The following is a 24,854-nucleotide window of genomic DNA, read 5'->3' as shown; positions in this document are numbered from 1 at the left end:
TGGAGCCTTGGACCAGAAGTCCAACGCGCCGCTGTTGCAACTGCATATACGCAGGACTTCCCGAGTCTGCAACCCCCGGCGCAATTCGTGATCGGATTTACGCCAACCACCACCGTTCGGCGATACGGCCATCATCCAGCGTCGCTTTGCCGATCTGCCTCGGCATCCCGACCTGAGCCGCCACCGCCAGCGCCATATCCGATTCGCTGGGGTAATACCGCAGCCCCCGCTGGGATTTCAGATCGCCCCTTTCGGGCAGGGCGGCAATGTCCACATATCCGTCGCGCAAAGCTTCGGCCCGAACACGCGCGTCAGGGATCACGATGATTTCCACTGTATCGGCCCAACCGGCCTGACCGTCCTTGTAATGGCCGGCAACTTTGCGACCCAGGAAATGACGCCCATCCTCGGCCCGCTCGACCCGGTAGCAACCGGTCCCGTTTGCCGCGTGCAAAGGCGTAACCGCCTGCCCATCACGGGTTACGGCAAAGCGGCTGTCGGCCAGCAGGAAGGGAAGACCGAGATTTGCCTCGGCCAGTTCCAGCCGCACGAGATCGGCAGCCAGGGCTTCGGCCTGACCAAGATCAGCCAGCATGGCCACAACATCATCAGCGTGCAGCGCCGTTCCATTGTGGAACGAGACGTCTTGGCGCAGATCAAACCGCCAGATGCGCGCGTTGTCTTCGGTCTGCCACCCTGTCGCCAACTCTCCGCGCAACGTGCCATCCGGCGCGATCTCGGTCAGGGTGTCGAACACGGCCCCACAGGCCAACTGCTCCAAACTGTCATCTCGCGGAACCGCAAGCCGCAGCGCGCCACCTTTCTTCGGAGTATCGGCCAAAGACGCCCCGGTGGCCGCCAGCAACGCAGCGGCGGCACCCGATGCAAACAGAGCGCGGCGGTCCATCCGGGTCATGCCACCCCCTCGGCCACGCGGTCCATAATGCGGACCAGCTCGGCACTTATTCCGGGTTCCGACAGGGCGTGGCCTGCATGGCGAACCATCTTCAGTTCGACATTGGGCCAGCGCTCAGCCAGCGACCACGCTGCGTGAGGCGGGCAGATCATGTCATAGCGCCCCTGCACGATATGTCCGGGGATATGCGCAATGCGATCCATATGATCCAGAATCTGCCCATCCTTCTGAAGAAAGGCATTGTTGGTGAAATAGTGATTCTCAAGCCGCGCAAAGGCCCGTGCATATTCGCCGGGGCTTTCGCCCGTCGATCCGTTCGAATGGATCGACGCCAAGGCGTTCTCCCACGCCGACCAAGCGCGCCCGTACAGAACTTCGGTCGCCCGGTCGCCCGAGAACAGGCGTTTGTTGTAGGCCGCAATCGTATCCGACAGCTCTTCCTCGGACAGCAGGGCGGTGAATTTTGCCCACTGCTCGGGCCAGAACTTCCCCGCGCCGCCGCCGTAGAACCAATCCAGCTCGGCCTGCGTCGCAAGAAACACCCCACGCAGAACCAGACGGCTGACCCGATCCGGATGCGTCTGCGCGTAGATCAACGCCAGAGTCGCTCCCCAGCTGCCGCCAAATACCGTCCATTCGTCGATATCCAACAGCGACCGCAGCCGCTCGATATCCTCGACCAGATGCCAGGTCGTGTTGTCCTCGACCGAGGCATGAGGCCGCGATTTCCCGCATCCGCGCTGATCGAACAGAATCACCCGGAAGACACGTGGATCGAAGTACCGCCGCATTGCAGGGCTGCAGCCACCGCCCGGCCCCCCATGCAGCACAACCACCGGCACCCCGTCTGGATTGCCGCTTTGCTCCATATAAATCTGGTGCCCATCGCCCACACTGACCAACCGCTGATCAAAAGGATCGATCGGCGGGTAGAGATATTGCACTGCGCGCTTTTGGTCCGGGTACTTGTCCATTATGGCCCTATATAGTCCTTAAGACGTAAAAGAGCACACGGAGACAGGAATGCAAGCGCATCCGAACACGGTCGACCCATCCGAGATCGCTAAATTCGAGGCGATGGCAGCGGAATGGTGGGACCCGCATGGGAAATTCAAACCTCTGCACATGCTGAATCCGTGCCGACTGGACTATATCACACAGCAAATCGCGGGTGAGTTTGACCGCGACCTGACCGCGCCTGTGCCGTTCGAGGGCCTGCGCCTTCTGGATATCGGCTGCGGCGGAGGGCTGCTGAGCGAACCCATGGCCCGCCTTGGTGCCACTGTCGTGGGGGCCGACGCCGCTGCGGGCAACCTGCCCGTCGCCCGCATCCATGCCGAACAATCGGGGCTTGAGATCGACTACCGCCACACCACCGCCGAGGACATGGCCGCTGCAGGCGAGCAGTTCGACGTCGTGCTGAACATGGAAGTGGTCGAACACGTTTCCGACCCACTGAGCTACCTGACTGCCACACAACACTTGCTGAAACCCGGCGGGATCGAGATTTGCTCGACCATCAACCGCAACCCGAAATCTTATGCGATGGCCATTTTCGGGGCCGAGGTCGTCATGCGCTGGTTGCCGCGCGGCACGCATGAGTGGAACAAGTTTATCACCCCCGATGAGCTGTTCGACCTGCTGCGCCAAGCCGGACTTGAGCCGGTGGACCGCAAGGGCTTTGTCTTCAACCCGATCCTGTGGAGCTGGTCGATCTCGGACCGAGATTTGAGCGTGAATTATGTAACGGCGAGTGTGAAACCGGGATAGGACACCACATATGACGTTCGCCCGCGTGTTGGTTTTCGCTACGATTGCGATCACTATAGCCGTTTTCTCAACTTCAGTTTACCGAAGCGCAAAACGGACCAACGGGTATTGCTTCGAAACCGGACAACGACTCTCGGATGCGGGCAGTTTGGCTCTCGCCAGGAGATATGCCATTCAAGGCAACCCGTTGAGGAAGGATCCCGTCTACAAGAATGCCGATTTAACAATTCGACTGATCGCCACATCTGAGCTGCGAGATGAAAAACAAGTCCCCGCTTGGGTGAGGCGCTCTGGTGGGTTTCGAGCTTATGCGCTTGTGCAGTACGACCCTGAGGGCCTCGACGCACATGATCTTCAGCTTCTGAAATCAGGAGAACTACTAATCGTCGCCAATTGTGGGGCCATCAGAACCAATATGCGAGAGTTCAAATGGAAGCTGTTGTGATTGCGCTTGGTGAAAGCCGCGGTCTATTCGATTGGGGTTCAAGCGGTCCGACTGCCACCTGAAGGCCTCAAATTACTTGTATCGGCTTCGCGGGAAAAGGCTAAAGCGCCCTACTCCCCCTCCAACTGCAAACGCAAATCTCGCAGGACCGGCAACGTACTCCGCACCCGCTCCAGCCCCAGCTCTCCAACCACACGATTAATGAGCGGGGCAATCGACGAAATCGCCTGATCGCGCGCGCGGCGACCGGCGGGGCTGATCGCGACCATCTTGCGGCGGGCGTCGTCCCAGTCGGGGCGGATGTGGATGTAGCCGGCCCATTCCAGCTTGGCCAAAGTGTTGGTCATCGCCCCTCGGGTCACGTGGAAGGTGCTGGCCAGTTGCGCGGGCGTCCGTTCCCCTCCGGCATAGGCCAGATGGTTCAGCACCGAGAAATGCGAGATTTCCATGCCCTTGGGCAGCACCCGGCTCAGCCGGTTGCGCAATAGCTGGTCGGCGGTCAGGATCTCGCTGAAAAGCGTGACCGCAAGGGCATTGGTGTCGTCTGTCATGGTCCGGTTCTGGTTCAGGGGCCGTCAAAAGCCCGCACATGGGTCAATGAGGGCACGCGACGGCGCGCCTCGGACACAGAACTATCATTCAATTCGAAAAAGTGAATGCCCGGATCGGTCCCTGCGTCGATCAGAACCTCTCCCCAAGGAGCGACGACCATGCTGTGACCATATGTGTGGCGGGTTTTGCCCCGCGTTTTGGGATGTGTGCCGGTTTGCGCGGGGGCCAGAACCCAGCAGCCGGTCTCGATCGCGCGGGCGCGCAGCAGCGATTCCCAATGCGCGGCCCCTGTGACGGGCGAAAACGCCGCCGGAACCGTCAAAATCCGCGCCCCGGCCTGCGCCAGCGCGGCATGCAAGTGCGGAAAGCGGATGTCATAGCAAATCGTCAGGCCGACCTTGCCGAAATCCGTCTCAGCGATGACGGCCTTGTCGCCGGGGCGGTAATTGGCCGATTCGCGGAAAGTTTCGGTCTCGGTCACCTGCACATCGAACATGTGGATCTTGTCATAGCGCGCCACGATCTGCCCCTTGGGGTCGATCATAAAGCACCGGTTGGCAAAACGGCCATCCGCATCATGGGTCTTGATCCCCAATGATCCGATCAGCAGCCAAACACCCAACTCAGCGGCCTGCGGCCGCAGACCGGCCAGAGTTGTGTCGTCTTCCTCATGCTGCAACATCTCGCGCTGCCGCGTGGTGCTGTTGGACACGCAATTCGTGACCTCGGGGGTCAGGATGAACTGCGCGCCCTGCTCGGCGGCCTCGGCCATCATGGCGCGCACCATTTGCAGATTCGCAGCCGGATCGTCCGACGAGGTGATTTGCAGCAGAGCAGTCTTCATCACGCCGCCAGAAGACGGTCCAGCTTGCCCTGACGGTCGAGCTCATAGAGGTCATCACAGCCGCCAACGTGATCGGGGCCGATGAAGATCTGCGGCACAGTGCGTTTGCCGCCGGCACGTTTGATCATCTCGGGCTTGCGCTTTGGATGCAGCAAGACGTCGATTTCCTTGAACTCGACCCCTTTTTGCTTCAGCAGGCGCTTGGCAGCGTGGCAGAAGCCGCACAGAGGCGATGTGTAGATTTCAACAGGTTTCATAAATCCGTCCCTTCGATTTCACACAATCTTGTGCGAATTAGGCATCCTTGGCAACGCGCGCCAGCACCAACACGAAAATATGATTTGCCCCCGCGGCAAGACATGCGCGCGTACAGGCTGCGAGCGTCGCACCCGATGTCATCACGTCATCCACCAAAAGGATATTGCGCCCTTTGATGCGCTGATCCCGTTTGGGATGCGTCGCAATGACCCCATCCAGTGCCTCGGCCCGTTGAGCGGCGGTCTTGCCGTCCAGAACCGGGGTGCGCGCCGTTCGCACCAGCAGGTCTGGGCAGATTTCTAACCCTGTCTCGCGCCCCAGATGCTGTGCCAGAAGCGCCGATTGGTTGTATCGCCGTTTCACCAGACGGGACCAGTGCAGCGGAACCGGAGCGATCAACATGTCGGGCTTCAGAACCTCTCGGCCCGCCTGCGCCATCCAGCGCGCGGCGGGTTTGGCCAGTTCGGGGCGGTCGCCATGTTTCAAGGCCAGGATCATAGATTTCGCCCGCCCCTTATACAGCAACGCCGCGCGCCCGTCCTGCCACGGACGCGGCGTTTTACGGCAATCGTCGCAGTCGATCCGAAAGCCGTCCCTTTCGCCGGGGACGGGCATGCCGCAACTGTCGCAGACCGTTCCGCCGATGAACGGCGTGTCCCGCCAACATGTGGCACAAAGGCCAAAGTCGGATTCGGTCAGCTCTCCGCAGCTCATACATCGCGGGGGATAGATGAGGCGCAACGCTGTTTGAACTCGGGGCCAAATGCGATACCTGCGGGGTATGAAAATGCCTGCGTCCAATGCACCCTCTCTGTTCGACCGAGCCACCCTGCGCCACCGCCGCGCACGGGCTAAGGATGAGGCCCTGTTTCTGCACCGCGCCGCTGTGGACGAGGTGCAGGATCGGCTGAGCATGGTTAACAGAACCTTTACGACACCCGCGATAGTGACCCCGTTTGCGCATATCTGGCAGGATGCCCTGCCCGGCGCGACACTCGTGGCGGATGAGGAAACGCTGGAGCTTACGCCCGGCACGCATGATCTGGTGGTTCACGCGATGGCCCTGCATTGGGCCAATGACCCGGTCGGCCAGCTGATCCAATGTCACCGCGCCTTACGCCCAGACGGGTTGCTTCTGACCGTCTGTCTGGGCGGAGAAACCCTGCATCAGCTGCGCGCCGCCCTGGGGCAGGCCGAAATCGAGGTGACCGGTGGCCTCAGCCCCCGAATCGCTCCGATGGGAGAGCTGCGGGATCTAGGCGCTCTGCTGCAACGCACGGGGCTGGCGCTGCCGGTGGCGGATGCGGTGCCTATGACGGCGGAATATCGAGACTTGACCCATCTGATGCAGGACCTGCGCGCGATGGCCGAGACCAACGTGCTGACCAACCGATTGAAATCCCCGACCCGCCGCAAGGTGTTCGAACGCGCGCAGAGCATCTACGCAGAACATTTCGCAACGTCTCAAGGCCGCCTGCCCGCCACGTTCGAGCTGATCTGCCTAACCGGCTGGTCGCCCGACGACAGCCAACCCAAACCGCTGCGCCCCGGATCCGCCCGGATGCGCCTTGCCGAAGCCCTTGGTACCGATGAAGGCAAACTGTCCGATTGACGACCGGACATTTCCCCTTATCTCAGGCCAGACCTAGAAAATGCAGGAAGACCCAAATGTTTGACGCCACACGCCCCGTGCATGCACCAGCCGACCACCCCAAGGTTAAAATGGGGCGCGTGGGCATCCTGCTGGCCAATTTGGGCACCCCCGATCACTACAGCTATTGGCCAATGCGCCGCTATTTGAACGAGTTCCTCTCAGACCGCCGTGTGATCGACTACCCGGCGTGGAAGTGGCAGCCGATTCTGCAGTCGATCATCCTGACAAAGCGCCCCTTCAGCTCGGGTGAGGCGTACAAGTCGATCTGGAATCACGACAAGGGTGAAAGCCCGCTGATGACGATCACCAAGGACCAGACCGCCAAGCTTCGCGATACGATGCAGGCCCGCTATGGCGATCAGGTGATGGTCGATTTCTGCATGCGCTATGGCAATCCGTCGACCAAATCCAAAGTCCGGAATATGGTAGCAGAGGGCTGCGACCGTATCCTGTTCTTCCCGCTTTATCCGCACTATGCCGGTGCCACGACGGCAACCGCCAATGACCAGTTCTTCCGTTGCCTGATGGAGGAACCGTGGCAACCTGCCAGCCGTACGGTGCCCGCCTATTACGACGAACCCACCTATATTGAGGCGTTGGCCCAATCCGTCGAACGCGCCTATGCCAAGATGGAGACCAAGCCTGATGTGCTGGTCTGTTCCTATCACGGGATGCCTGAACGCTATCTGCAACAGGGCGATCCCTATCATTGCCAATGCGTCAAGACCTCACGATTGCTGAAAGAGCGGCTCGGCTGGTCGGACGATCAGCTGGTTTCAACCTTCCAGTCACGCTTTGGACCTGAGGAGTGGTTGAAGCCCTACACGGTCGACCATGTGGCCGATCTGGCGAAACAGGGTAAAAAGAACATAGCGGTGATTGCACCGGCGTTCTCAGCCGATTGCATCGAAACGCTGGAAGAGATCAACGAAGAGATCAAGGAAAGTTTTGAAGAGGCCGGCGGTGAACACTTCACCTATATTCCCTGCCTCAATGACGATGATTCGCATATTGCTGCTTTGGGCAAGATCATCGAAGATAATCTGAACGGCTGGCTGGACTAACCAGCCCCGACAACTGGACATGAAAAAAGGCGGTGGAAAGCTCCACCGCCTTTTCTCTGGATATTGCTCGTCGAATTAGCTTGCTGCAACAGCTGCGGCAACTACAACCAGCAGGATCAGCGGCAGGATGATGCCCTGCGACGTGCCCTGGGTTTCTTCAACAACAACAGGTGCCTCAACAACCGGCTCTTCCAGGTTACCGGCATAAGCGGTCGAAGCAGCAGCGGTCAGTGCAGCGGCGAGAACGAGTTTTTTCATATTAACCTCCAGAATCTGCACGGCTCCAGTCCGCGGAACCGCACATCTAAGACTTACCTCGTGATATTTTTCTAATCAGCAAAGCGGTTGGAATGCAATTGCAACTTGCCGATTAATCGAGTCGGTGAGCGAAAATGTCGTCAAATTAGCAACACTTGCGTGCCAACCTTCGCCATTGAGAACAGCTCGGCAATGTCATCGTTGAACAGGCCGATGCAGCCATTCGAAGATTTCCGCCCGATCTTGCGCGTGTCATGGGTGCCGTGGATGCGGTAATACTTCCATCCCAGGTACAAAGCGTGCGTTCCCTATGGGTTATCGGGACCGGGCGGGATGTAATCGGGCCATTCGGGGTTTCGCCTCTTCATCGACGGCGTCGGAGACCAGCTCGGCCCCTCAACCTTGCGAATGACGCTGGTGCGCCCGCGACGGGTCATTTCCTCGGTCAACGGAACCGAAGAGGGGTAGAGTTTGTATACAGATTGATCATTTGACCAATAATGCAGCGCTCGTGACGTGGTATCGACCAGAATGGCCCCGTTTCTGGTGTTCGAGAAATAAGGCCGCCAGTCCTGAGCGCGGAATCCTGAGACATTACGCCGGACCGGCGCTTCGGGTTCAGGTGCAGGTCGCAGCGGGTCACCCGGGATGTACTGCGCGATCGCAGGCGCGGCCAGCAGAGACGAGGCTCCGGCCAGAAACCCCCGGCGGGTCGAAAGAGGAATGTGCTTTTTTACCATGACAAAAGGTCCTTCGTTATGGCGAAATGGAAAATCTGGCCCATTTTATTGCCAGAATGCTTCAGTCGCAAACCAAACCGGCAGAATCATGCAGGCTATGGTCATTGTGCGTTTGCTCAAGACAGCCTAGCGCGTTATGCCCGTTAGCGACACAATAATCAGGTCGATCATGACGCGTATCTTTTCTTTTCTGTTGATTTGCCTTGTCGCCTTGGCGGCATGTACCGACACGAGCACCACGGCGCTGGGTGCCGATGGGCGCCCCTTGCCCTCAGTTTACAAAATCCGTGGCAACCCCGAGAAGCTGCAGTTCCGCATGCTCGATTCGGTGAATGCGCTGCGGCAGGCGCAGGGCTTGCAGTCCGTGCAACTGAACTCTCAGTTGAACGCGGCGGCCGCGACGCATTCCAAGGATATGGCCCGGCAGAATCGCCCCTGGCATTTCGGATCGGATGGCTCTTCCCCAATCGACCGGGCGGCGCGCGTTGGCTATTTCGGGACATTCCTGGGTGAGGCGATCTCGGAAACCTATGAGACGGAAACCAAGACACTGGCCGCCTGGATGCAGGAACCCGGCCCCCGTTCTGTAATCCTGGACCCCCAGGCCACCCAGATGGGTTTTGCGTGGCATCAGGAAAACGGTGGCAAGATCTGGTGGACGCTGGAAATGGGAACCGGCGGCTAACAACCCGCCCCTTCCAAAAACAAAAAAAGCCCGCGGTTTTCGCGGGCTTTTTTGCTATTTCACAAGGCTTTAAGCGGCTTGCATGGACTGCGCTTCGGTCAGGATCGCGTATAGTTTCCTGACTTCCGACCTTTTTGTTGATCTGACTGGGTTTTTGGTTTGTTTTCAGGTGTGGTTGCTCAGAGGCGCGTTGTAGTGCCCCATTATTATAAAAAGTATTGACATGGGCCTTCAGATGGCTAACCTCTTCGCCCATGTTCATCCGCACCAAACATGACGCAAAGCTCAACCGCACACGGATCCAGATCGTTGAATCCGTCCGCACCGGCTCCAAGGTACGCCAGAAGATCCTGCGCCATGTGGGTGTGGCCCATAACGACAGCGAGATTGAGGATATCAAGCGTCTGGCGGGCCGCTTGATGGAGCAATTACGCATTGATCGCTCGCCGCAAATGGAACTGTTCACGCCCACGGAATATGCCGATCTGCAGGCGCTGGTGCGCCGCGCTCCGCGGCCGGACAAGCTTGGCGTTGATCTTGCCGAGTGCCGTGAGGAGGCGCGGGTCTCTCTGGGTCTGCGGGATGTCATGGGGACGATGTATGACCAACTGGGTTGGGGGGCCCTTCTGGGGGCGGCGCGTAAAAGTGCCAATCGCATTGTGAAAGAGCTGGTTATGGCGCGGATCGCACAGCCCGAGAGCAAGCGCGCGACCGTGGAGGCGTTGGAGAACCAGGCAGGCATCACGCTCAATCTGGACGTGGTCTATCGGAGCATGGATTACATCAATACGCCGGTGATAGACGGGATTTGCAAAACCTCTCACGCGGCGGCAGAGAAGTTGCTGGGCGGGCCAGTGACCGTGCTGTTCTACGATTGCACGACCCTGGCCTTTGACACCGAGCGCGAGGACCCGGCCGAGGATGCGGACGGGGTCGAGCAGGATCATCTTCTGGCCAAGGGCTTCAGCAAGGATGGCAAGCATCACCGCGCTCAGGTCATGCTGGCGCTGATCGTCACCTCCGATGGGCTGCCTGTGGGCTATGAACTCTTCCCGGGAAACACCTGGGAAGGTCATACGCTGGAAGCTGCGCTGAAGGCGTTGGAGGGACGCTTCGACGTGGCCAGGGTCACGTTCGTGGCCGATGCCGCCATGCTCAGCAAGGACAACCAGCAGATGTTGCAGAACAAGGGTCTGCCCTACATCCTCGGCTATCGCATGAAGTCCGCCCCGGCCGCCGTGAAGGCGAACATTTTGAGCCCGGAGGGACGCCAGCCTTGGGCTGGACACGGTTCTGAAGAGGCAACCGAGAAGGGCTGGTACAAGGTGATCGACCAGGAGGGAGCGCGGGTCATTGTGACCTGGTCACCCACCCGGGCACGCAATGATGCCCACAAGCGCGACAAGGCAATCGAAAAGCTGCACAAGAAGCTCAAGCGCTCTCGCAAACCCGGCAGCTTCAGCAGCCGGGGATATGGCCGCTTCCTGGCCTTCCCCGACAGCGGGGACGTCACGCTGGATGATGCAAAGATCAAGGCAGCGGCACAATGGGACGGGCTGCATGCCATTGTTGTTCATGGTGCGGACGAACTGGAGGCACAGGACGTCATTGCCCGCTATCACCAGTTGTGGGAGATCGAAGCCTGCTTCCGCACCAACAAGCACGATCTGAAAATCCGGCCCATCTATCACTGGTCGCCGCGTCGGGTCCGGGCCCATATCGCCATCTGCTACATGGCCTTCTGCTGCCTGCAGCACCTGCGCAAGCATCTGGACCTGCTCGGACACCCGATGAGCCCGGCTCGTATCCGCAACGAGTTGAACGCATTGCAGCTCTCGATCCTGCGCCACAAAGGCACCCCTGACCGCTACGGCATGCCAAGCCATGCCACGGTCGATGCCAGACGCATCCTCACCTGCGTCGGCCTGACCTGGAACGAAGCCCCTTTCAAGATACCCCCCGGGCGCACCCGAAAAACTGGCCAGACCAAAGCCTGAGCTCCCTCAACACTCCGAAACAATCGCTGGCGAAAAAAGTCCGTGTAGTGCCTTTTGGCAACCAAGGCATAATAATATCAATGACTTATACGAAAAAATGTCGGAAGTCAGGGGCCCCCGTTCTGTAATCCTGGACCCCCAGGCCACCCAGATGGGTTTTGCGTGGCATCAGGAAAACGGTGGCAAGATCTGGTGGACGCTGGAAATGGGAACCGGCGGCTAACAACCCGCCCCTTCCAAAAACAAAAAAAGCCCGCGGTTTTCGCGGGCTTTTTTGCTATTTCACAAGGCTTTAAGCGGCTTGCATGGACTGCGCTTCGGTCAGGATCGCGTATAGTTTGACCGGATCGGGGTTCGCCCGCAGCTTGGAGCACACAGCGCTGTCACGCAGGGTGCGCGACACCAGCGCCAAAGCCTTGAGGTGATCCACACCCGCCTCTTCGGGGGCAAACAGCGCAAAGGCGATATCCACTGGCTGGCGGTCAACCGCGCTAAAGTCGATCGGCTTTTCAAGCATCACAAAAACGCCCGAGACCGACTCGATCCCGCCCAGCCGCGCATGTGGCAATGCCACGCCATGACCCACACCCGTGGGGCCGAGGCTTTCGCGCTCCAGCAGGCAATCCACGACGACCTGGGTATCCAGGTCCAAAGCACCGGCAGCGACGTCGCCGATTTCCTGAAACAGCCGCTTCTTACTAGACGCGGCAGATAACACACGTACTGCTTCGGGCTTGAGAATGCTCGAAAGCTCCATGATCATGCTCCATAGCGGCCCTAGCGTGCGAGGGCCAATCTCTCTCAACTTGCCTGTTTAAGGATCAATCCAGCCGATATTGCCGTCATCGCGGCGATACACGACATTCAACCCATCCTTGTTCTCATTCCGGAACACTAACACCGGCGCTCCGGCAAGTTCCATTTGCATTACGGCCTCACCAACGCTGAGCGATGGGATCTTTGTTTCCATCTCAGCCACAATCATGGGCTGTAGCGATTCGGGTTCATCTGCCGTGTTCGATTCGTCAGAGGCGAGGATATAAGAGGACGCCCCAAAGAGTTCAACAGGCTCAGAACGATCCTTGTGATGGTCCTTCAGGCGGCGCTTGTAACGGCGCAACTGTGTTTCCATCTTGTCACAGCATGCCTCGAACGCTGCATAGATCTCGGTTGCGTGGGCCTTGGCCTGAGCGGTCAGGCCGGTAGATAAATGTACTGTAGTTTCGCATACATATTCATGCGCCGAACGGGAAAAGACGACATTGGCGTCGGTCGGGCGCTGGGCATATTTGCCAACAACTTCGCCCAGTTCGGTCTGCACGTGGGTCTGCAGGGCCGCACCGATGTCGATCTGTTTTCCGCTGATTTGGTAACGCATGTGATCTCCTTCACAATTCACACCCATTCTGACGTTGCGTCACGCAACATGCTTGTTTTTATCGGGTGGGGGATATCGACATTTTGATCGGTTGCTGCCGTCCCAGCCCTTCAGCGAAGGGGTATCGAGATCCAGACTGGAACCGAATAAATGCCATACCCCAATTGAGACAAGAGGCGGCGGAAGAGTCAATCAAAACAGAGGTGTATATACGCGATTTCCGCTAAGCGTCCGGCGAAAAATCGCCCAACCCTATGAAATACGGAAGTTTTCGCCCAGATAAACCCGGCGCACGTTTTCGTTCTCAACGACCTCGTCAGGTGTACCTGACATCAGAACCTGCCCGTCATGCAGGATATAGGCGCGATCCACGATCTCGAGCGTTTCGCGTACGTTGTGATCGGTGATCAACACGCCGATCCCACGCTTCTTCAGATCAGCCACCAGATGCCTGATATCCCCCACACTGATCGGGTCAACGCCCGCAAAGGGTTCGTCGAGCAGCAGATATTTCGGATCGGCGGCCAGACAGCGCGCGATCTCTACCCGGCGCCGCTCACCACCGGACAGGGCAAGCGCGGGGGCGCGGCGCAGGTGTTCGATCGAGAAATCCGACAGCAGCTCCTCCAACCGCTCTTTCCGGCGATGGGCGTGCTTGACGGTGATATCCAGAACCGAGGCGATATTGTCCTCGACGCTCATGCCGCGAAAAATCGACATCTCCTGCGGAAGATAGCCGATCCCAAGACGAGCGCGGCGATACATCGGCAGCGTCGTGACATTCTGCCCGTCTATCGTGACCTTACCGGCTTCGGGGAAAACCAGCCCGGCGACGGAGTAAAAGGTCGTCGTCTTACCCGACCCGTTCGGACCCAGCAGTGCGACTACTTCGGACCGGTCGAGCGTCATGGACACATCCCGGATCACAGTTTTTTTCCGATAGGATTTGCGCAGTTTCTCGATGCGCAGACCTGCGCTTCCTTCCGCGACAGACAAGGTTGGGGCAGCCATCAGTTTCCGCCACCCTGCTGAAGAATGGTTTTGACGCGGCCCGTCATCGTTGCGGTGCCCGAGGTCAGGTTCGCAACCATCTGGTCGCCGCTAATCGTGCTGGGCTCCTGTGTCAGCAGCACGTTGCCCTTCATCACGATCACACCTGTGTCGATGGTGTATTCCGCCTGATCCCCTTCGGCGGCATCCGGAGGGCTGACCAGAACGACATTCTCGGTCGCTTCCATCCGTTCAATGGATGAGCGGTCCTGACTGTAGATCACCAGAACCCGCTCAGCCGACAGGCGCATTTCCCCCTGAATCACGATCACATTGCCGAGAAACTCGGCCGATCCATCCTCCTGATTGACGTTTAGCGATTCCGAGGTCACCTCGACCGGCAGGCTGGGGTCGGCCTTGACCGAACCGAATGCAACCTGCGCTTCCTGTGCGATGGCAGAAACCGGGCCCATCAACAGAGCCATGCAAACAAAGAGAAATCGAAAATAGATCACAGGTTATCTTTCTGCTTTTGTTGGCTCATATACCAACTTCACGCCGTCTGTAAAAAGAATATGGACCGGTCCGTCCTTTTTTTCAGTGCCAAATTGCATACGACCGGCAGAGAATGTGCCGATGACGCCGGTGCCATCGACCTGACCGGGAGTGTCGCCACGTATTTCTTCCAGCGATGTATTCAGCAGATCGGTCGTGACCTGAATGCCGTCCGAGGTGGTAATCACCACATCACCAACAAAGGTCGCCGTCCCCTTATCGGGTCGGATCAGGCCCGAGTTGGAATCCAGTTTGATCTCACCGCCGTTCAGCATCCCGAACCGCCCGCGAAACTGCGATGCCGTCGGCTCTTCGCCCTCGGAACCTTGGACCACCCTGGTCGACTCAATCTGGACCTCTTCGCCCTTTTTGGTGGTGCCGCGGTAGTTCGGTTGCGTAATAACCTGGCCGGCCAGGCGATCTTCGATATCCTCCTGCGAGAAGGGCACCGAGACATCAGTCTCGATGCTGCGCGACAGAAGGAAAACGGTGGACAGCAAAACAATCGCCGTCAGAGGCAGCAGCACCTTGAGGAACTGAACCATGCGGGAATAGCGATCCACCGTATCACTCCCTAACCCAGACCGACGCGCAGGCAGTCGTGGATATGCAACAGACCCTGCGCCTGCCCATCCGCTTCAGGATCAACCACGAACAGCGATGTGATCTTGCGGTCATTCATGATGCCTACGGCCTCTTCCGCCATGGCGTTGGGCGCGATGGTCAGAGGATCGCGGGTCATGACCTCATCCGTGGTCTTGTTCAAAAGCCCGTCCATATTGCGGCGCAAGTCGCCATCGGTGACGATGCCCAAAAGGCGATCCGCATCATCTGTCACACCCACCACGCCAAAGCTCTTCTGGCTCATCACCAGCAGCGCCTCGCTCATGGAGGTTCCGGACCGCACCACGGGCAGATCGGCATGCATGAGGTCGCGCACGGTAGACAGCTGCGCGCCGAGTTTGCCGCCGGGGTGGAAGGCGCGGAAGTCCTCGGGCTTGAAATCGCGGTGTTTCATCAGCGCGATCGCCAGCGCATCGCCCATGGCCAGCGTCAGCGTGGTCGAGATCGAGGGCACCATGCCGAACCCGCAGGCCTCACCCATGGACGGGATCAGCAGATGCACGTCAGCCTGTTTCATCAGCGTGCTTTCCGGCTTGCTGGACAGACCGATCAGCGGAATACCAAAGCGGCGCGTAAAGGCCAGCAGGTTGACCAGTTCCGGTGCCTCGCCGGAATTCGAGATCGCCAGAACCACATCATCCTTGGATACCATACCCAGATCACCATGGCTCGCCTCGGCGGGATGGACGAAATAGGCGGGCGTGCCAGTCGAGGCCAATGTGGCCGCGATCTTGTGACCGATATGGCCCGACTTGCCGATACCGCTGATGATGATGCGACCGGTGGCCTGCAGGATCAGCTGCACCGCTTCGGCAAAATCCTCGTTCAGGCTTTCGGCCAGCGCGTCCAGCGCGCGGGCCTCATCGGTAACAACCTGACGGGCGGTTTTCAGGAATGCTTCGGTATCGGTCATGAGTGCGCAAAAATATCAGTTTCGGGCCAGCCTGCGAGGTCGAGTTTCGCACGCATCGGCAGGAAGTCAAAACAGGCCTGCGCCATCTCGGTCCGGCCTTCGCGGGCCAACCGTTTGTTCAGCTCATCCCGCAGGCGATGCAGGTACAACACGTCCGAAGCCGCGTATTCCAGCTGGGCCTCAGACAGGGTCTCGGCCCCCCAATCGCTCATCTGTTGTTGCTTCGAGATATCGACGCCGATCAACTCCTGACACAGGTTTTTCAGCCCGTGGCGGTCGGTATAGGTGCGCACAAGGCGGCTGGCAATCTTGGTGCAATAGACCGGTGCGGCCAGTGCCCCAAAGGCGTGGTACATCGCGGCGATATCGAAACGCCCGAAATGGAACAGTTTCAGCACGTCGGGGTCTTCCAGCATCGCGAAAAGGTTCGGAGCCTCGGTTTGCCCCTTTTCAACCTGAACGATATGGCTGTCGCCGTCGCCGCCGGACATCTGGATCACGCACAAGCGATCCCGATGCGGATTCAGCCCCATGGTTTCACAGTCGATGGCCACGATCGGCCCAAGGTCCAGCCCGTCGGGCAGGTCGTTTTTATACAGGTGGTTTGCCACAGAGGTTTCCTTTGTGCGGTCTCGACCCCGAGATAGGCGGTTTATCCGGCAAACTCAACGCTGAGCCTGTAGCCGGGCGTTCTGTCGCTGGATGGGCTTGATATTATCCCCATGGGGGGGATATGGATATATCATGACCAATCACACGCATGAATCGCACCCGCAAATCACCGCCCGCCTGAAGAGGGCGCATGGGCATCTGGCGAAAGTCATTGCCATGCTCGAAGATCACGCGCCCTGCTCCGACGTTGCCCAGCAACTGTTCGCCGTCGAAAAAGCAATCACCAATGCCAAACGGGTTCTGATCCACGATCATATCGACCATTGCCTGACATCCGAGGACGGATCGGCCATCGAAGATTTCAAAACCATCACAAAGTACCTCTGACCAATGCTCGGCATCCTGCAAAACCGCACCTATCGCCACCTTCTGGCAGCTCAGGTCATTGCGTTGACGGGGACCGGGCTGGCGACGATCGCGTTGGGCCTGCTGGCCTATGATCTGGCGGGCGAGGCTGCAGGGATGGTGTTGGGCACCGCTCTGACCATCAAGATGGTGGCCTATGTGGGGATTGCCCCGCTGGCGGCGGCGTTTGCAGAACAGCTCGACCGGCGCAGGATGCTGGTGGTGCTGGATCTGATCCGGGCCGCGGTCGCCCTGTGCCTGCCCTTCGTGTCAGAGGTCTGGCAGGTCTATGTGCTGATTTTCGTCCTGCAATCGGCCTCGGCCGGGTTCACCCCCGCGTTTCAGGCCACGATTCCCGATGTCCTGACGGATGAGCAGGACTACACGCGCGCACTTTCCTTGTCGCGCCTTGCCTATGATCTGGAAAGCCTGCTCAGCCCCATGCTGGCGGCTGCGTTACTGGTCTTTGTCAGCTTTGACACGCTGTTTTGGGGGACCGGAGCTGGGTTTATTGCCTCCGCCCTGCTGGTGGTCTCCGTTGTTTTACCTTCGCCCAAACCCGCGGAGCGACGCGGAATATACGACCGGACAACGCGCGGCATCCGCATCTATCTATCGACAACACGATTGCGCGGCCTTCTGGCACTCAGCTGGTCTGCAGCCGCGCTCAGCTCCATGGTGATCGTTAATACGGTGGTCCTTGTGCGCGCGGACCTCGGCCTGTCCGAAAGCGCGGTGGCGATTGCTCTGGCTGGGTTCGGAGGCGGCTCGATGATCACGGCCTTCGTACTTCCCTCTCTGCTGGATCGGTTCAAGGACCGCCGGGTCATGCTGACCGGGGCGACACTTGGCGTGCTGGCAATGGCCGGAGCAGCCATGACATCCGGAGCACTCACCCTACCGCTGCTCACGGCCTTCTGGGCCTGCGTGGGCTTCGGCTATTCGATGACCCTGACCCCCTCGGGCCGCCTTTTGACCCGCTCGGCCCGGCCCGAGGACCGACCCGCCGTTTTTGCCGCCCAGTTCACCCTGTCCCATGCCTGCTGGCTGGTCCTCTATCCGCTATCGGGGTGGCTGATGACCCGTTTCGGCGCAACCGTGGTCATGACCACGATAACCTGCGCTTCCGCATTGGGGATCGCTGCTGCGCTGATCATCTGGCCGCGATCCGACAAAGCCCCCTCGGCGCAGAAGCCTTGAGCCTCCGGGCGCTTCTGCTCTACACCAAAGCGACCCTGCCGGAGGCCCCATGGATCAGCTCGACCGCCGCATTATCACCGCGCTGCAGCACAATGCCCGTGAATCGACCACGAATATCGCGGCTAGGTTAGGCGTGGCCCGAACCACCGTGCATGAGCGGATCAAGCGCATGGAAGAGCGTGGCGTGATCGCAGGCTATTCTGTTCAATTGCACGCCACCGACGATACCCCGCGCGTGCAGGTGATCGTGATGCTTGAAGTCCAACAAAAGGAAACCACCCGCATCATCAAACGGCTTGAGGCCTACCCCGAGGTGAAACGCTGCCTGTCGATCAATGGCGAATTTGACCTGCTACTGTCTGCCGAGGCCCCCCGGATCGAGGATCTGGATATTCTGGTCGATGAGCTGGCCAAAATCCCCGGTGTTCTGCGCACCAATACCAGCGTCGTGTTCGGGCGTCGGATCGACCGAAAATGATGGAGCGATAACCCTCTGTAAACCGATGACTGGCTAGCTTGGCCCGGAATGACCCGAATCCCGGACCGGCAGAATGCCCCATCGTTTCGTCTCGATCGTCTTTGTGCTGACGCTTGCGCTGATCGCGCAGGCCGGGCGTGCCATGCCGGATGCCCGCGCGGGCGATATCTGCGATCAGGCCGCGCGCCGCGCGGCACTGTCCGAAGGTGTGCCACTCGACATCCTGCGCGCCATTTCACGGGTTGAGACGGGGCGCACCCATGACGGGCGGCTACAACCCTGGCCCTGGACCATCAATGTCGAAGGGCAGGGCTATTGGTTCACTTCCGAGGTTGAGGCAAAAACCTATGTCTTCCGGATTTTCAAAGCCGGCAAACGCAGCTTTGACATCGGGTGTTTTCAGATCAACTACCGCTGGCACGGCAAGGCTTTCCGCTCGATCGACGCGATGTTCGATCCGCAGGAGAACGCCACTTACGCCGCAAAGTTTCTCAAAGACCTCTATGCCGAGCTTGGATCCTGGCCCGCCGCCGCCGGGGCCTATCACTCGCGTACGCCGTCTTTGGCCTGTCGCTAACACGCGATATGTCCGGTGTATGTAACATGCGATCTGTCCGGTTCTATTCTGTCTCTGAGAGGAGGCGTTATGAACCGAGCAGAAGTGTTACAGGAAGTTCGACTGATGAAGTTTGAAGATGTGTATTCGCGGCGAAGCGCGAACAAGCTGACGCAAGAACAGGCGGCTGAGATACTGGGTGTATCCGTGCGCACCGTCAGGCGTTGGGAGGATCGATTTGAGGCGGATGGTGCAGAAGGTCTGTACGACCGTCGGCTTGGCAAACTGGCCAACAATCGTGTTGCCACGGATAAGGTCATGGAGATGCTTGAACTGTTTGATACCAAGTACTGGGATTACACGCCGAAGCATTTCCACGAGAAGCTGGTGGCCCACCATGGTTTCACACAGAGCTACAACTGGGTGCGGCTTACACTGCAGCGCCACGGCCGGGTTCAGGCAGCACCCCGACGAGGTGCCCATCGGCGCAAGCGGCCCCGCCGTCCGATGGTTGGCATGATGTTGCATCAGGACGGCTCCAGCCATGAATGGGTTCCGGGTCAGTGGTGGGATCTGATCGTCACCATGGACGATGCCACCAACCGGGTTTATTCGGCATTCTTTGTCGAGGAAGAAGGGACGATGAGCAGTTTTCAGGGGCTGACAGAGGTGATCGAGGCGCAAGGTCTGTTTTGCTCGCTCTATGCCGATCGGGGCTCTCATTACTGGCATACGCCCGAAGCGGGCGGCAAAGTGGACAAGGACAATCTGACCCAGGTCGGGCGCGCCTTGCAGCAACTCGGCATTGAGCTGATCCCGGCCTATTCACCGCAGGCCCGTGGACGGTCTGAACGCATGTTTGGCACGTTCCAGAACCGATTGCCGCAGGAACTGCGGTCCCATGGGATCACAACCATTGAAGAGGCCAATCAGTTCCTGAAAGAGGTCTATCTTCCCGAACACAATGCCCTGTTTGCAAAGGAGCCGGAGGATACGACCTCGGCCTTCGTGCCGTTTACAGGCAATGTGCGCGACACCCTGTGTGTGCAGGAAGACCGCGTCGTCGGCAACGACAATACGGTGCGCTACAAGGGCCTGGTCATGCAGATCGCGGCAGACAGGCACCGTCATCATTTCGTCAAGGCGAAGGTCAGGGTCCACGAATACCCCGATGGTCAACTGGTCATCTTCCACGGCCCGAGATGCATTGGCCGCTACCAGCCTGACGGATCACCCATCACACAGGAGGATAGCAAACACAAAGTCGCGTGACCCGCTTCGACGTGGCGCGAACGCGGTGGCCCAAATCTACGGTCGCCTACGGCTCCCTCCGAATTGGGCCACCGCGCAATCAACTGAAGCGGACAATTGGCATGTTACCTACACCGGACAATTCAGAATGTTCTCGACACGTACGCCGTCTTTGGCCGAGGCCTATCGCGGTCGCTTCCAGACCCTTCTGGCTCAGCTGGACGGGTCCGTTCCACCCCAAACTCATGTGGCATCGCGGGACCCTTTCACAGGGTCAGCCGCTCCGCTGATCCCGGTACAACCATTTGAATCCAATGGTGGATCTCTGGGGTCTCTGGTTCCGGCGACGGGTGCTGCTACCGCCTTCATCGCATTCAACTAGGAGGTCAGCGTGCCCACCATAAACGCCCGGTCCCTGTTCTCGCCCACCGTCCTATTGGCGCTGGCGCTGATGACCGTCATCGTGATGATGATCCTGCCGATGCCTGCCTGGGTGTTGGATGTGGGGCTGGCCGCGTCCTTCGCGCTGGCCATTTTGATTTTCACCCTGACGCTGTTCATCGAACGCCCGCTGGATTTCTCATCCTTCCCGACAATCCTGCTGGCCTCACTGATGCTGAGGCTGTCGCTGAACGTCTCATCAACCAAACTGATCATCGGTCAGGGCCATACCGGGCCAAATGCGGCAGGCAACGTCATCGAAGGCTTTGCCAATTTCGTGATGAGCGGCAGTATCTTTCTGGGCCTCGTGGTGTTCTGCGTCCTGCTGATCGTGAACTTTATGGTGATCACCAAAGGCGCCGCGCGGCTGGCCGAGGTCGGCGCGCGCTTTGCTCTGGACGGAATGCCGGGCAAACAGCTGGCCATCGACAGCGACATGTCCGCCGGGGCCATCGACCACCAGCAAGCCAAAAAGCGGCGCGAACGCGAACAGCAAGAGACGACCTTCTTTGGCTCACTCGACGGCGCGTCGAAATTCGTCAAAGGCGATGCGGTTGCCGGGCTGCTGATCACGCTGCTGAACCTTGTGATGGGGCTGGTCATGGGCGTGATCGTGCATGGCATGCCGGTCACATCGGCCTTTGAAACCTACGCCATTCTGACCGTGGGCGATGGTCTGGTTTCGCAAATCCCGGCGGTGATCATCTCGATCGCTTCGGCGCTTTTGCTGGCGCGCGGCGGTACACAGGGCGCGACCGACAACGCCATTTTCTCGCAACTGGGAAAGCACCCGGCCGCTCTGGGCACAGTGGCTGTGTTGATGGTTCTTTTCGCGCTCGTTCCTGGCCTGCCCTTCCTGCCCTTCATGCTGGGCGCGGGCGTGTTGGGATACGCGGCCTACAGGGTCCATCAAAAGCAGAAGGCCGAGGTGCTTCAGGCACAAACTCCAGCCCCCGAAGCGGAAACCCCTGTTTCGCAAGCAATCGGAGATATCCTGGATCTGGACGACGTACATCTGGAATTTGCGCCCGATCTGGTCAGCATGGTGTTGAACCCCGGAACCGGGCTGGACGCGCGCATTGCGAATATGCGGACTTATGTGGCCTCGACCTTTGGCCTCATCCTGCCCGAGATTCGCCTGACCGACCGTGCTGATCTGCCCACCGGCACCTATATCATCAAGGTGCAGGGCGTCGAACAGGCGCGCGGCATGCTGAACCCAGATCTGGTATTGGCTCTGGTGCAGGACGGGCATGAGTTTCTGCCCGACGGCAATGACGTGACCGAGCCTGTCTACGGTGCCCCCGCCCGCTGGATTCTGCCTAAAGATCAAGAGGATGCCGCCCTGAACGGGGCCACCATCGTCTCACCGCCCGAGATTCTGGCGACCCATCTGCTGGAGATCATCAAGCAGAACTTCTCACGCCTGCTGACACTGAAATCCCTGCGTCGTTTGCTGTCGGAAATGACCCGCCTCAGCGATCCCGTCCGGGCCGAAGCGAACCGTAAGCTGCTGGATGAGTTGATCCCCGACAAGGTACCGATCGACACGCTGCACGCGGTTCTAAGGCTGCTGCTGGATGAGCGTGTCTCAATCCGCAACATGGCCCTGATCCTTGAAAGCGTGGCCGAAGCGCGCCTGACCACCACTCAGCCCGAAGGCATTTGCGAGCTGGTCCGCCAACGGCTGGGCTTTCAGCTGGTGGCCGAAATGAAACGTGAGGATGGCTCAATCCCGCTGATCCAACTGGCCCCCGAATGGGAGGATACGTTTGCCAGCTACCAGATCGACGGCCCTGCCGCCGGGCAGGACGTGGCGCTGCCCCCCAATCTGTTCAACAAGCTGGCCGACGGTGTGGTGGACAGCGTCGCACAATCCGCCGATCACGGGTTGTTTCCAGCCGTCGTGACCTCGACCCGCCGGCGTCGCCTGTTGCGCTCGATCATGCAGGCGCGCGGGGTGTCCAATCCGGTCCTCTCCTTCGAAGAAATCGGGCTCGAGGCTCGCCCCGCCCTGGTCGGAACCGTACCCGCATGATCGCCCTGCCGCCCGAGCTGTTGGGACAACTCGGCACGGGGCTGTGGCATGCGTTTGCCGTTTTTCTGAGGGTGTCCGCTGTGGTCACCCTCTTGCCCGCCTTTGGCGAACGCAGCATCCCCGTCCGGGTCAAGCTTGCGGTTGCTGTGGCTTTTACCCTGATCGTACTGCCCGCAGTGCCCTCTCCGCAGAACGGTCCTGGATTGCTGCCGATGGCGCGTCTGGTCGGCACCGAGGTTCTGATCGGCATGATTCTGGGCATGGGGCTGCGCCTGTTTGTGCTGGCCCTTCAGACCGCCGGGTCCATTGCGGCGCAGTCGACATCCCTGTCTCAGCTTTTGGGTGGTGCGGCCGCCGACCCGGCCCCTGCGTTGGGGATATTCTTAACCTTGGCCGGGCTGGCCCTGGCGGTGCTGATAGGCCTGCACATCCGAATTGCCGAGTTCCTGATCCACAGCTATGCGATGTTCCCGTTGGGTCAGGCCCTATCGGCCCCTGATCTGTCGCAATGGGGCGTCAGGCAAGTCGCCCACAGCTTTGGCCTGGCCTTTGCATTGGCAACCCCGTTCGTGATCGCCTCATTGATCTACAATCTTGCTCTTGGGGTCATCAACAGGGCAATGCCACAATTGATGGTTGCCTTCGTTGGAGCCCCCGCAATCACCTTTGCAGGGCTGTTCTTGCTGTTTGCCGGAGCCCCCCTGATCCTTTCCGTTTGGGCGGACGCGTTGTTTTCCTTCACCCTCAACCCGCTGGAATCTGTTCGATGAGCACCGATGACGACAGTGACAAGTCCTTTGACCCGACGCCGCAGAAACTGCAGAAAGCGCGCGAAAAAGGTGAGGTTGCAAAGTCCAACGATCTATCCGTTGTTGCCGCCTATACCGGGTTGCTGATCGCGCTGCTGACGGTCGGCAAGTTTACAGTCGATCAGATGGGCACATTGTTTGTGGTTCTGATCGACCAGTCGGATGACATCGCTCAGCTTGTTGCTTCGGGGCCTGCATCTGCGCCGGTCGCCGGAATGCTGAAGGGCGCGCTTTTGCCGGTGGCCCTTCTGTTTGCGCTTCCGACGGCGGCGGTTTTGCTGAGCCTCATCGCCCAGCGCGCATTGTTTTTTGCACCCACCAAGTTGCAACCCAAGATCTCGCGGATCTCACTCCTATCCAACGCCAAAAACAAGTTCGGACGGGGCGGGCTGTTCGAATTCTCCAAGAGCTTTGCCAAACTGCTGATCTACGGCACCTGTCTGACCTTGTTTCTAAAGGCCAACCTGACCGAGATCGTTTCCGCCGGCGCGGCCCCGGCCCATAGCTCGATCTTGCTGATGATGAGCCTGCTGTTTCGCTTTCTGTTCATTGTAATCGCCATCGCACTTGCGATCGGGGTCGTCGACTACGTTTGGCAATATGCCGAACACATGCGCAAGAACCGAATGTCGCGCAAGGAAATCCAGGATGAGACCAAGGACGCCGAGGGCGACCCGCATGTCAAACAACAGCGCCGCGCGCGGGCGCAGGAGATTGTGACCAATCCGATGATGGCCGATGTGCCAAAAGCCGACGTCGTGATCGTGAACCCGACCCACTACGCGGTCGCTTTGAAATGGTCCCGGACAGCTGGGGCGGCCCCCGTCTGTGTAGCCAAGGGTGTCGACGAGGTCGCCGCCGCGATCCGGTCGGCTGCGGGCGAGGCGGGCGTTCCCATCCATTCGGACCCGCCAACGGCGCGCGCTATTCACGCGACCGTCGAGATCGGGCAGGAGATCGCCGAAGAACACTATCGCCCGGTCGCTGCTGCGATCCGGTTTGCCGAAGCCATGCGAAAGCGCGCGAAAGGACAGATTGGATGAAACGCCACGAACTGCCCGCCCTGAAATCGGTCACCGAAGCGGTCTATCAAAGCGAATATCAGAAGCTGCGCCCCGTGTTGGAGGCCGAAGCGCGTGTGCAGGCTCAGTTGGCGCGTCTTGACGCACAGGTCGTGCAAACCCGTCAGGACAGTGCGGTGACCGATGGGTATCAGATCACCGGAACCGATGTTTTGTGGAATGGGTGGGAGGCCGCGACACGGCGGCAATTGAACATGGAATTGGCGCGATGCCGGGCACAGAAGCTTGCAGCCATGCAGCAACTGCGTCAGGCCTTTGGGCGCAAACAAGCCGTTGAACGTTTGAATGACACCCTCAAGGCCGAACAGAAACGCGCGCAGTCACAGCCCAAACCGTGAC

The 24,854-nt window shown here is 59.3% G+C and carries 30 protein-coding genes and 1 pseudogene; 16 read left to right on the top strand and 15 right to left on the bottom strand.

Translation table 11 applies throughout. The annotated features are described in order from the left end of the window. Positions 1–97: 97 nt before the first annotated feature. Together ACOERD_RS28865 and pip are read right to left on the bottom strand one after the other, a co-directional pair. Entirely contained in the window at positions 98–916 is an 819-nt protein-coding gene (locus ACOERD_RS28865) for an ABC transporter substrate-binding protein (protein WP_419741294.1), read from the bottom strand. Next, positions 913–1,890 (bottom strand): prolyl aminopeptidase, encoded by a 978-nt coding sequence (pip, locus tag ACOERD_RS28860; protein ID WP_419741293.1) that lies wholly within the window; start codon positions 1,888–1,890, stop codon positions 913–915. The genes ACOERD_RS28865 and pip overlap by 4 nt, the downstream gene beginning before the upstream one ends. A 49-nt stretch (positions 1,891–1,939) precedes the next feature. On the opposite strand from pip, the gene ubiG reads away from it, so the two are divergent. Together ubiG and ACOERD_RS28850 are read left to right on the top strand one after the other, a co-directional pair. Beyond that, complete coding sequence (gene ubiG, locus ACOERD_RS28855) at positions 1,940–2,686, top strand: bifunctional 2-polyprenyl-6-hydroxyphenol methylase/3-demethylubiquinol 3-O-methyltransferase UbiG (RefSeq protein ID WP_419741292.1); 747 nt, start codon at positions 1,940–1,942, stop codon at positions 2,684–2,686. Positions 2,687–2,696: 10 nt separating this feature from the next. Next, positions 2,697–3,131 carry a hypothetical protein gene (locus ACOERD_RS28850; RefSeq protein WP_419741291.1) on the top strand — a complete coding sequence of 145 codons (435 nt, stop codon included), beginning with the start codon at positions 2,697–2,699 and terminating at the stop codon, positions 3,129–3,131. 110 nt (positions 3,132–3,241) lie between these two features. On the opposite strand, the gene ACOERD_RS28845 is transcribed toward ACOERD_RS28850, so the two are convergent. Genes ACOERD_RS28845 through ACOERD_RS28830 form a run of 4 tightly spaced genes read right to left on the bottom strand, consistent with a single transcriptional unit; the run spans position 3,242 to position 5,586 of the window. Next, positions 3,242–3,682, bottom strand: coding sequence for a MarR family winged helix-turn-helix transcriptional regulator (locus ACOERD_RS28845; protein ID WP_170379967.1), 441 nt, complete (start codon positions 3,680–3,682; stop codon positions 3,242–3,244). A gap of 14 nt (positions 3,683–3,696) precedes the next feature. After that, the gene (locus ACOERD_RS28840) at positions 3,697–4,527 is read right to left on the bottom strand and encodes a carbon-nitrogen hydrolase family protein (RefSeq protein WP_419741290.1); all 831 of its coding nucleotides are present in this window, start codon (positions 4,525–4,527) and stop codon (positions 3,697–3,699) included. Continuing rightward, on the bottom strand, positions 4,527–4,784 hold the full coding sequence (gene grxC / locus ACOERD_RS28835) for a glutaredoxin 3 (protein ID WP_170455778.1): 258 nt from the start codon (positions 4,782–4,784) through the stop codon (positions 4,527–4,529). The genes ACOERD_RS28840 and grxC overlap by 1 nt, the downstream gene beginning before the upstream one ends. Positions 4,785–4,821: 37 nt before the next feature. Then, positions 4,822–5,586 (bottom strand): double zinc ribbon domain-containing protein, encoded by a 765-nt coding sequence (locus tag ACOERD_RS28830; protein ID WP_419741289.1) that lies wholly within the window; start codon positions 5,584–5,586, stop codon positions 4,822–4,824. Here ACOERD_RS28830 and ACOERD_RS28825 point away from each other — a divergent pair. Both ACOERD_RS28825 and hemH read left to right on the top strand, forming a co-directional pair. Further along, positions 5,567–6,397, top strand: coding sequence for a class I SAM-dependent methyltransferase (locus tag ACOERD_RS28825; protein WP_419741288.1), 831 nt, complete (start codon positions 5,567–5,569; stop codon positions 6,395–6,397). The genes ACOERD_RS28830 and ACOERD_RS28825 overlap by 20 nt on opposite strands. Positions 6,398–6,453: 56 nt before the next feature. Then, on the top strand, positions 6,454–7,503 hold the full coding sequence (gene hemH, locus ACOERD_RS28820; protein ID WP_419741287.1) for a ferrochelatase: 1,050 nt from the start codon (positions 6,454–6,456) through the stop codon (positions 7,501–7,503). Positions 7,504–7,578: 75 nt separating this feature from the next. On the opposite strand, the gene ACOERD_RS28815 is transcribed toward hemH, so the two are convergent. Together ACOERD_RS28815 and ACOERD_RS28810 are read right to left on the bottom strand one after the other, a co-directional pair. Next, entirely contained in the window at positions 7,579–7,761 is a 183-nt protein-coding gene (locus ACOERD_RS28815; RefSeq protein ID WP_170379961.1) for a hypothetical protein, read from the bottom strand. 140 nt (positions 7,762–7,901) lie between these two features. After that, positions 7,902–8,501: pseudogene (locus ACOERD_RS28810) on the bottom strand (L,D-transpeptidase). A gap of 169 nt (positions 8,502–8,670) precedes the next feature. On the opposite strand from ACOERD_RS28810, the gene ACOERD_RS28805 reads away from it, so the two are divergent. Both ACOERD_RS28805 and ACOERD_RS28800 read left to right on the top strand, forming a co-directional pair. Next, the gene (locus ACOERD_RS28805; RefSeq protein WP_419741286.1) at positions 8,671–9,186 is read left to right on the top strand and encodes a CAP domain-containing protein; all 516 of its coding nucleotides are present in this window, start codon (positions 8,671–8,673) and stop codon (positions 9,184–9,186) included. 254 nt (positions 9,187–9,440) lie between these two features. Then, positions 9,441–11,183, top strand: coding sequence for an IS1634 family transposase (locus ACOERD_RS28800; RefSeq protein WP_419737624.1), 1,743 nt, complete (start codon positions 9,441–9,443; stop codon positions 11,181–11,183). 292 nt (positions 11,184–11,475) lie between these two features. Here ACOERD_RS28800 and ACOERD_RS28795 read toward each other — a convergent pair whose 3' ends face one another. From ACOERD_RS28795 to ACOERD_RS28765, 7 genes are all read right to left on the bottom strand, one after another. Further along, positions 11,476–11,940: a PTS sugar transporter subunit IIA gene (locus tag ACOERD_RS28795; RefSeq protein WP_170550318.1), complete on the bottom strand. Its 465-nt coding sequence runs from the start codon at positions 11,938–11,940 to the stop codon at positions 11,476–11,478. A gap of 57 nt (positions 11,941–11,997) precedes the next feature. Then, positions 11,998–12,561, bottom strand: coding sequence for a ribosome hibernation-promoting factor, HPF/YfiA family (hpf, locus tag ACOERD_RS28790; protein ID WP_170379957.1), 564 nt, complete (start codon positions 12,559–12,561; stop codon positions 11,998–12,000). Between the two features lie 252 nt (positions 12,562–12,813). Then, on the bottom strand, positions 12,814–13,572 hold the full coding sequence (lptB, locus tag ACOERD_RS28785; RefSeq protein ID WP_170379956.1) for an LPS export ABC transporter ATP-binding protein: 759 nt from the start codon (positions 13,570–13,572) through the stop codon (positions 12,814–12,816). Continuing rightward, positions 13,572–14,024 carry an LptA/OstA family protein gene (locus ACOERD_RS28780; protein WP_419741285.1) on the bottom strand — a complete coding sequence of 151 codons (453 nt, stop codon included), beginning with the start codon at positions 14,022–14,024 and terminating at the stop codon, positions 13,572–13,574. Before ACOERD_RS28780 ends, lptB begins: the two co-directional genes overlap by 1 nt. A 45-nt stretch (positions 14,025–14,069) precedes the next feature. Continuing rightward, positions 14,070–14,669: an LPS export ABC transporter periplasmic protein LptC gene (gene lptC, locus ACOERD_RS28775; RefSeq protein WP_170379954.1), complete on the bottom strand. Its 600-nt coding sequence runs from the start codon at positions 14,667–14,669 to the stop codon at positions 14,070–14,072. 11 nt (positions 14,670–14,680) lie between these two features. Then, complete coding sequence (locus ACOERD_RS28770) at positions 14,681–15,643, bottom strand: KpsF/GutQ family sugar-phosphate isomerase (RefSeq protein WP_170643530.1); 963 nt, start codon at positions 15,641–15,643, stop codon at positions 14,681–14,683. Further along, on the bottom strand, positions 15,640–16,254 hold the full coding sequence (locus tag ACOERD_RS28765; protein ID WP_419741284.1) for a ribonuclease D: 615 nt from the start codon (positions 16,252–16,254) through the stop codon (positions 15,640–15,642). Before ACOERD_RS28765 ends, ACOERD_RS28770 begins: the two co-directional genes overlap by 4 nt. A 133-nt stretch (positions 16,255–16,387) precedes the next feature. Here ACOERD_RS28765 and ACOERD_RS28760 point away from each other — a divergent pair, with 133 nt between their 5' ends. The 10 genes from ACOERD_RS28760 (at position 16,388) to ACOERD_RS28715 (ending at position 24,853) form a co-directional block, all read left to right on the top strand. Next, positions 16,388–16,642 carry a metal-sensing transcriptional repressor gene (locus ACOERD_RS28760; protein ID WP_170379951.1) on the top strand — a complete coding sequence of 85 codons (255 nt, stop codon included), beginning with the start codon at positions 16,388–16,390 and terminating at the stop codon, positions 16,640–16,642. 3 nt (positions 16,643–16,645) lie between these two features. After that, positions 16,646–17,860, top strand: coding sequence for an MFS transporter (locus ACOERD_RS28755; RefSeq protein ID WP_419741283.1), 1,215 nt, complete (start codon positions 16,646–16,648; stop codon positions 17,858–17,860). Positions 17,861–17,909: 49 nt separating this feature from the next. Then, positions 17,910–18,338, top strand: coding sequence for an Lrp/AsnC family transcriptional regulator (locus tag ACOERD_RS28750; RefSeq protein WP_170463010.1), 429 nt, complete (start codon positions 17,910–17,912; stop codon positions 18,336–18,338). A 73-nt stretch (positions 18,339–18,411) separates the two neighbouring features. Next, positions 18,412–18,915: a transglycosylase SLT domain-containing protein gene (locus tag ACOERD_RS28745; protein ID WP_419741282.1), complete on the top strand. Its 504-nt coding sequence runs from the start codon at positions 18,412–18,414 to the stop codon at positions 18,913–18,915. 69 nt (positions 18,916–18,984) lie between these two features. Beyond that, positions 18,985–20,166 (top strand): ISNCY family transposase, encoded by a 1,182-nt coding sequence (locus ACOERD_RS28740; RefSeq protein ID WP_419737631.1) that lies wholly within the window; start codon positions 18,985–18,987, stop codon positions 20,164–20,166. Positions 20,167–20,293: 127 nt separating this feature from the next. Further along, positions 20,294–20,527: a hypothetical protein gene (locus ACOERD_RS28735; protein ID WP_419741281.1), complete on the top strand. Its 234-nt coding sequence runs from the start codon at positions 20,294–20,296 to the stop codon at positions 20,525–20,527. Between the two features lie 69 nt (positions 20,528–20,596). After that, the gene (gene flhA / locus ACOERD_RS28730; RefSeq protein WP_419741406.1) at positions 20,597–22,624 is read left to right on the top strand and encodes a flagellar biosynthesis protein FlhA; all 2,028 of its coding nucleotides are present in this window, start codon (positions 20,597–20,599) and stop codon (positions 22,622–22,624) included. Then, complete coding sequence (locus ACOERD_RS28725) at positions 22,621–23,394, top strand: flagellar biosynthetic protein FliR (protein WP_419741280.1); 774 nt, start codon at positions 22,621–22,623, stop codon at positions 23,392–23,394. The genes flhA and ACOERD_RS28725 overlap by 4 nt, the downstream gene beginning before the upstream one ends. Then, a complete protein-coding gene (locus ACOERD_RS28720) occupies positions 23,391–24,476 on the top strand; it encodes an EscU/YscU/HrcU family type III secretion system export apparatus switch protein (protein ID WP_419741279.1) in 1,086 nt (361 codons plus the stop codon). Before ACOERD_RS28725 ends, ACOERD_RS28720 begins: the two co-directional genes overlap by 4 nt. Continuing rightward, positions 24,473–24,853 (top strand): hypothetical protein, encoded by a 381-nt coding sequence (locus tag ACOERD_RS28715; protein ID WP_170689413.1) that lies wholly within the window; start codon positions 24,473–24,475, stop codon positions 24,851–24,853. The genes ACOERD_RS28720 and ACOERD_RS28715 overlap by 4 nt, the downstream gene beginning before the upstream one ends. Position 24,854 lies beyond the last annotated feature (1 nt).

It is taken from the genome of Ruegeria sp., from assembly GCF_965199275.1.
Lineage (GTDB): Bacteria > Pseudomonadota > Alphaproteobacteria > Rhodobacterales > Rhodobacteraceae > Ruegeria.
The sequence above is the reverse complement of the archived record's forward strand: the minus strand, read 5'-3'. Positions and strand labels throughout refer to the sequence as shown.

What these genes read in the sequence shown, in the direction of transcription:
- ubiG (WP_419741292.1), top strand. Translation starts at nt 1,940, where the DNA reads ATGCAAGCGCATCCGAACACGGTCGACCCATCCGAGATCGCTAAATTC.
- ACOERD_RS28865 (WP_419741294.1), bottom strand. Translation starts at nt 916, where the DNA reads ATGACCCGGATGGACCGCCGCGCTCTGTTTGCATCGGGTGCCGCCGCT.
- grxC (WP_170455778.1), bottom strand. Translation starts at nt 4,784, where the DNA reads ATGAAACCTGTTGAAATCTACACATCGCCTCTGTGCGGCTTCTGCCAC.
- ACOERD_RS28840 (WP_419741290.1), bottom strand. Translation starts at nt 4,527, where the DNA reads ATGAAGACTGCTCTGCTGCAAATCACCTCGTCGGACGATCCGGCTGCG.
- ACOERD_RS28715 (WP_170689413.1), top strand. Translation starts at nt 24,473, where the DNA reads ATGAAACGCCACGAACTGCCCGCCCTGAAATCGGTCACCGAAGCGGTC.
- ACOERD_RS28725 (WP_419741280.1), top strand. Translation starts at nt 22,621, where the DNA reads ATGATCGCCCTGCCGCCCGAGCTGTTGGGACAACTCGGCACGGGGCTG.
- flhA (WP_419741406.1), top strand. Translation starts at nt 20,597, where the DNA reads ATGACCGTCATCGTGATGATGATCCTGCCGATGCCTGCCTGGGTGTTG.
- ACOERD_RS28770 (WP_170643530.1), bottom strand. Translation starts at nt 15,643, where the DNA reads ATGACCGATACCGAAGCATTCCTGAAAACCGCCCGTCAGGTTGTTACC.
- lptB (WP_170379956.1), bottom strand. Translation starts at nt 13,572, where the DNA reads ATGGCTGCCCCAACCTTGTCTGTCGCGGAAGGAAGCGCAGGTCTGCGC.
- ACOERD_RS28805 (WP_419741286.1), top strand. Translation starts at nt 8,671, where the DNA reads ATGACGCGTATCTTTTCTTTTCTGTTGATTTGCCTTGTCGCCTTGGCG.
- ACOERD_RS28735 (WP_419741281.1), top strand. Translation starts at nt 20,294, where the DNA reads ATGTTCTCGACACGTACGCCGTCTTTGGCCGAGGCCTATCGCGGTCGC.
- ACOERD_RS28845 (WP_170379967.1), bottom strand. Translation starts at nt 3,682, where the DNA reads ATGACAGACGACACCAATGCCCTTGCGGTCACGCTTTTCAGCGAGATC.
- ACOERD_RS28815 (WP_170379961.1), bottom strand. Translation starts at nt 7,761, where the DNA reads ATGAAAAAACTCGTTCTCGCCGCTGCACTGACCGCTGCTGCTTCGACC.
- ACOERD_RS28760 (WP_170379951.1), top strand. Translation starts at nt 16,388, where the DNA reads ATGACCAATCACACGCATGAATCGCACCCGCAAATCACCGCCCGCCTG.
- ACOERD_RS28800 (WP_419737624.1), top strand. Translation starts at nt 9,441, where the DNA reads ATGTTCATCCGCACCAAACATGACGCAAAGCTCAACCGCACACGGATC.
- ACOERD_RS28720 (WP_419741279.1), top strand. Translation starts at nt 23,391, where the DNA reads ATGAGCACCGATGACGACAGTGACAAGTCCTTTGACCCGACGCCGCAG.
- ACOERD_RS28745 (WP_419741282.1), top strand. Translation starts at nt 18,412, where the DNA reads ATGCCCCATCGTTTCGTCTCGATCGTCTTTGTGCTGACGCTTGCGCTG.
- hpf (WP_170379957.1), bottom strand. Translation starts at nt 12,561, where the DNA reads ATGCGTTACCAAATCAGCGGAAAACAGATCGACATCGGTGCGGCCCTG.
- ACOERD_RS28825 (WP_419741288.1), top strand. Translation starts at nt 5,567, where the DNA reads ATGAAAATGCCTGCGTCCAATGCACCCTCTCTGTTCGACCGAGCCACC.
- ACOERD_RS28755 (WP_419741283.1), top strand. Translation starts at nt 16,646, where the DNA reads ATGCTCGGCATCCTGCAAAACCGCACCTATCGCCACCTTCTGGCAGCT.
- ACOERD_RS28795 (WP_170550318.1), bottom strand. Translation starts at nt 11,940, where the DNA reads ATGGAGCTTTCGAGCATTCTCAAGCCCGAAGCAGTACGTGTGTTATCT.
- ACOERD_RS28780 (WP_419741285.1), bottom strand. Translation starts at nt 14,024, where the DNA reads ATGGGCCCGGTTTCTGCCATCGCACAGGAAGCGCAGGTTGCATTCGGT.
- hemH (WP_419741287.1), top strand. Translation starts at nt 6,454, where the DNA reads ATGTTTGACGCCACACGCCCCGTGCATGCACCAGCCGACCACCCCAAG.
- ACOERD_RS28740 (WP_419737631.1), top strand. Translation starts at nt 18,985, where the DNA reads ATGAACCGAGCAGAAGTGTTACAGGAAGTTCGACTGATGAAGTTTGAA.
- pip (WP_419741293.1), bottom strand. Translation starts at nt 1,890, where the DNA reads ATGGACAAGTACCCGGACCAAAAGCGCGCAGTGCAATATCTCTACCCG.
- ACOERD_RS28850 (WP_419741291.1), top strand. Translation starts at nt 2,697, where the DNA reads ATGACGTTCGCCCGCGTGTTGGTTTTCGCTACGATTGCGATCACTATA.
- ACOERD_RS28750 (WP_170463010.1), top strand. Translation starts at nt 17,910, where the DNA reads ATGGATCAGCTCGACCGCCGCATTATCACCGCGCTGCAGCACAATGCC.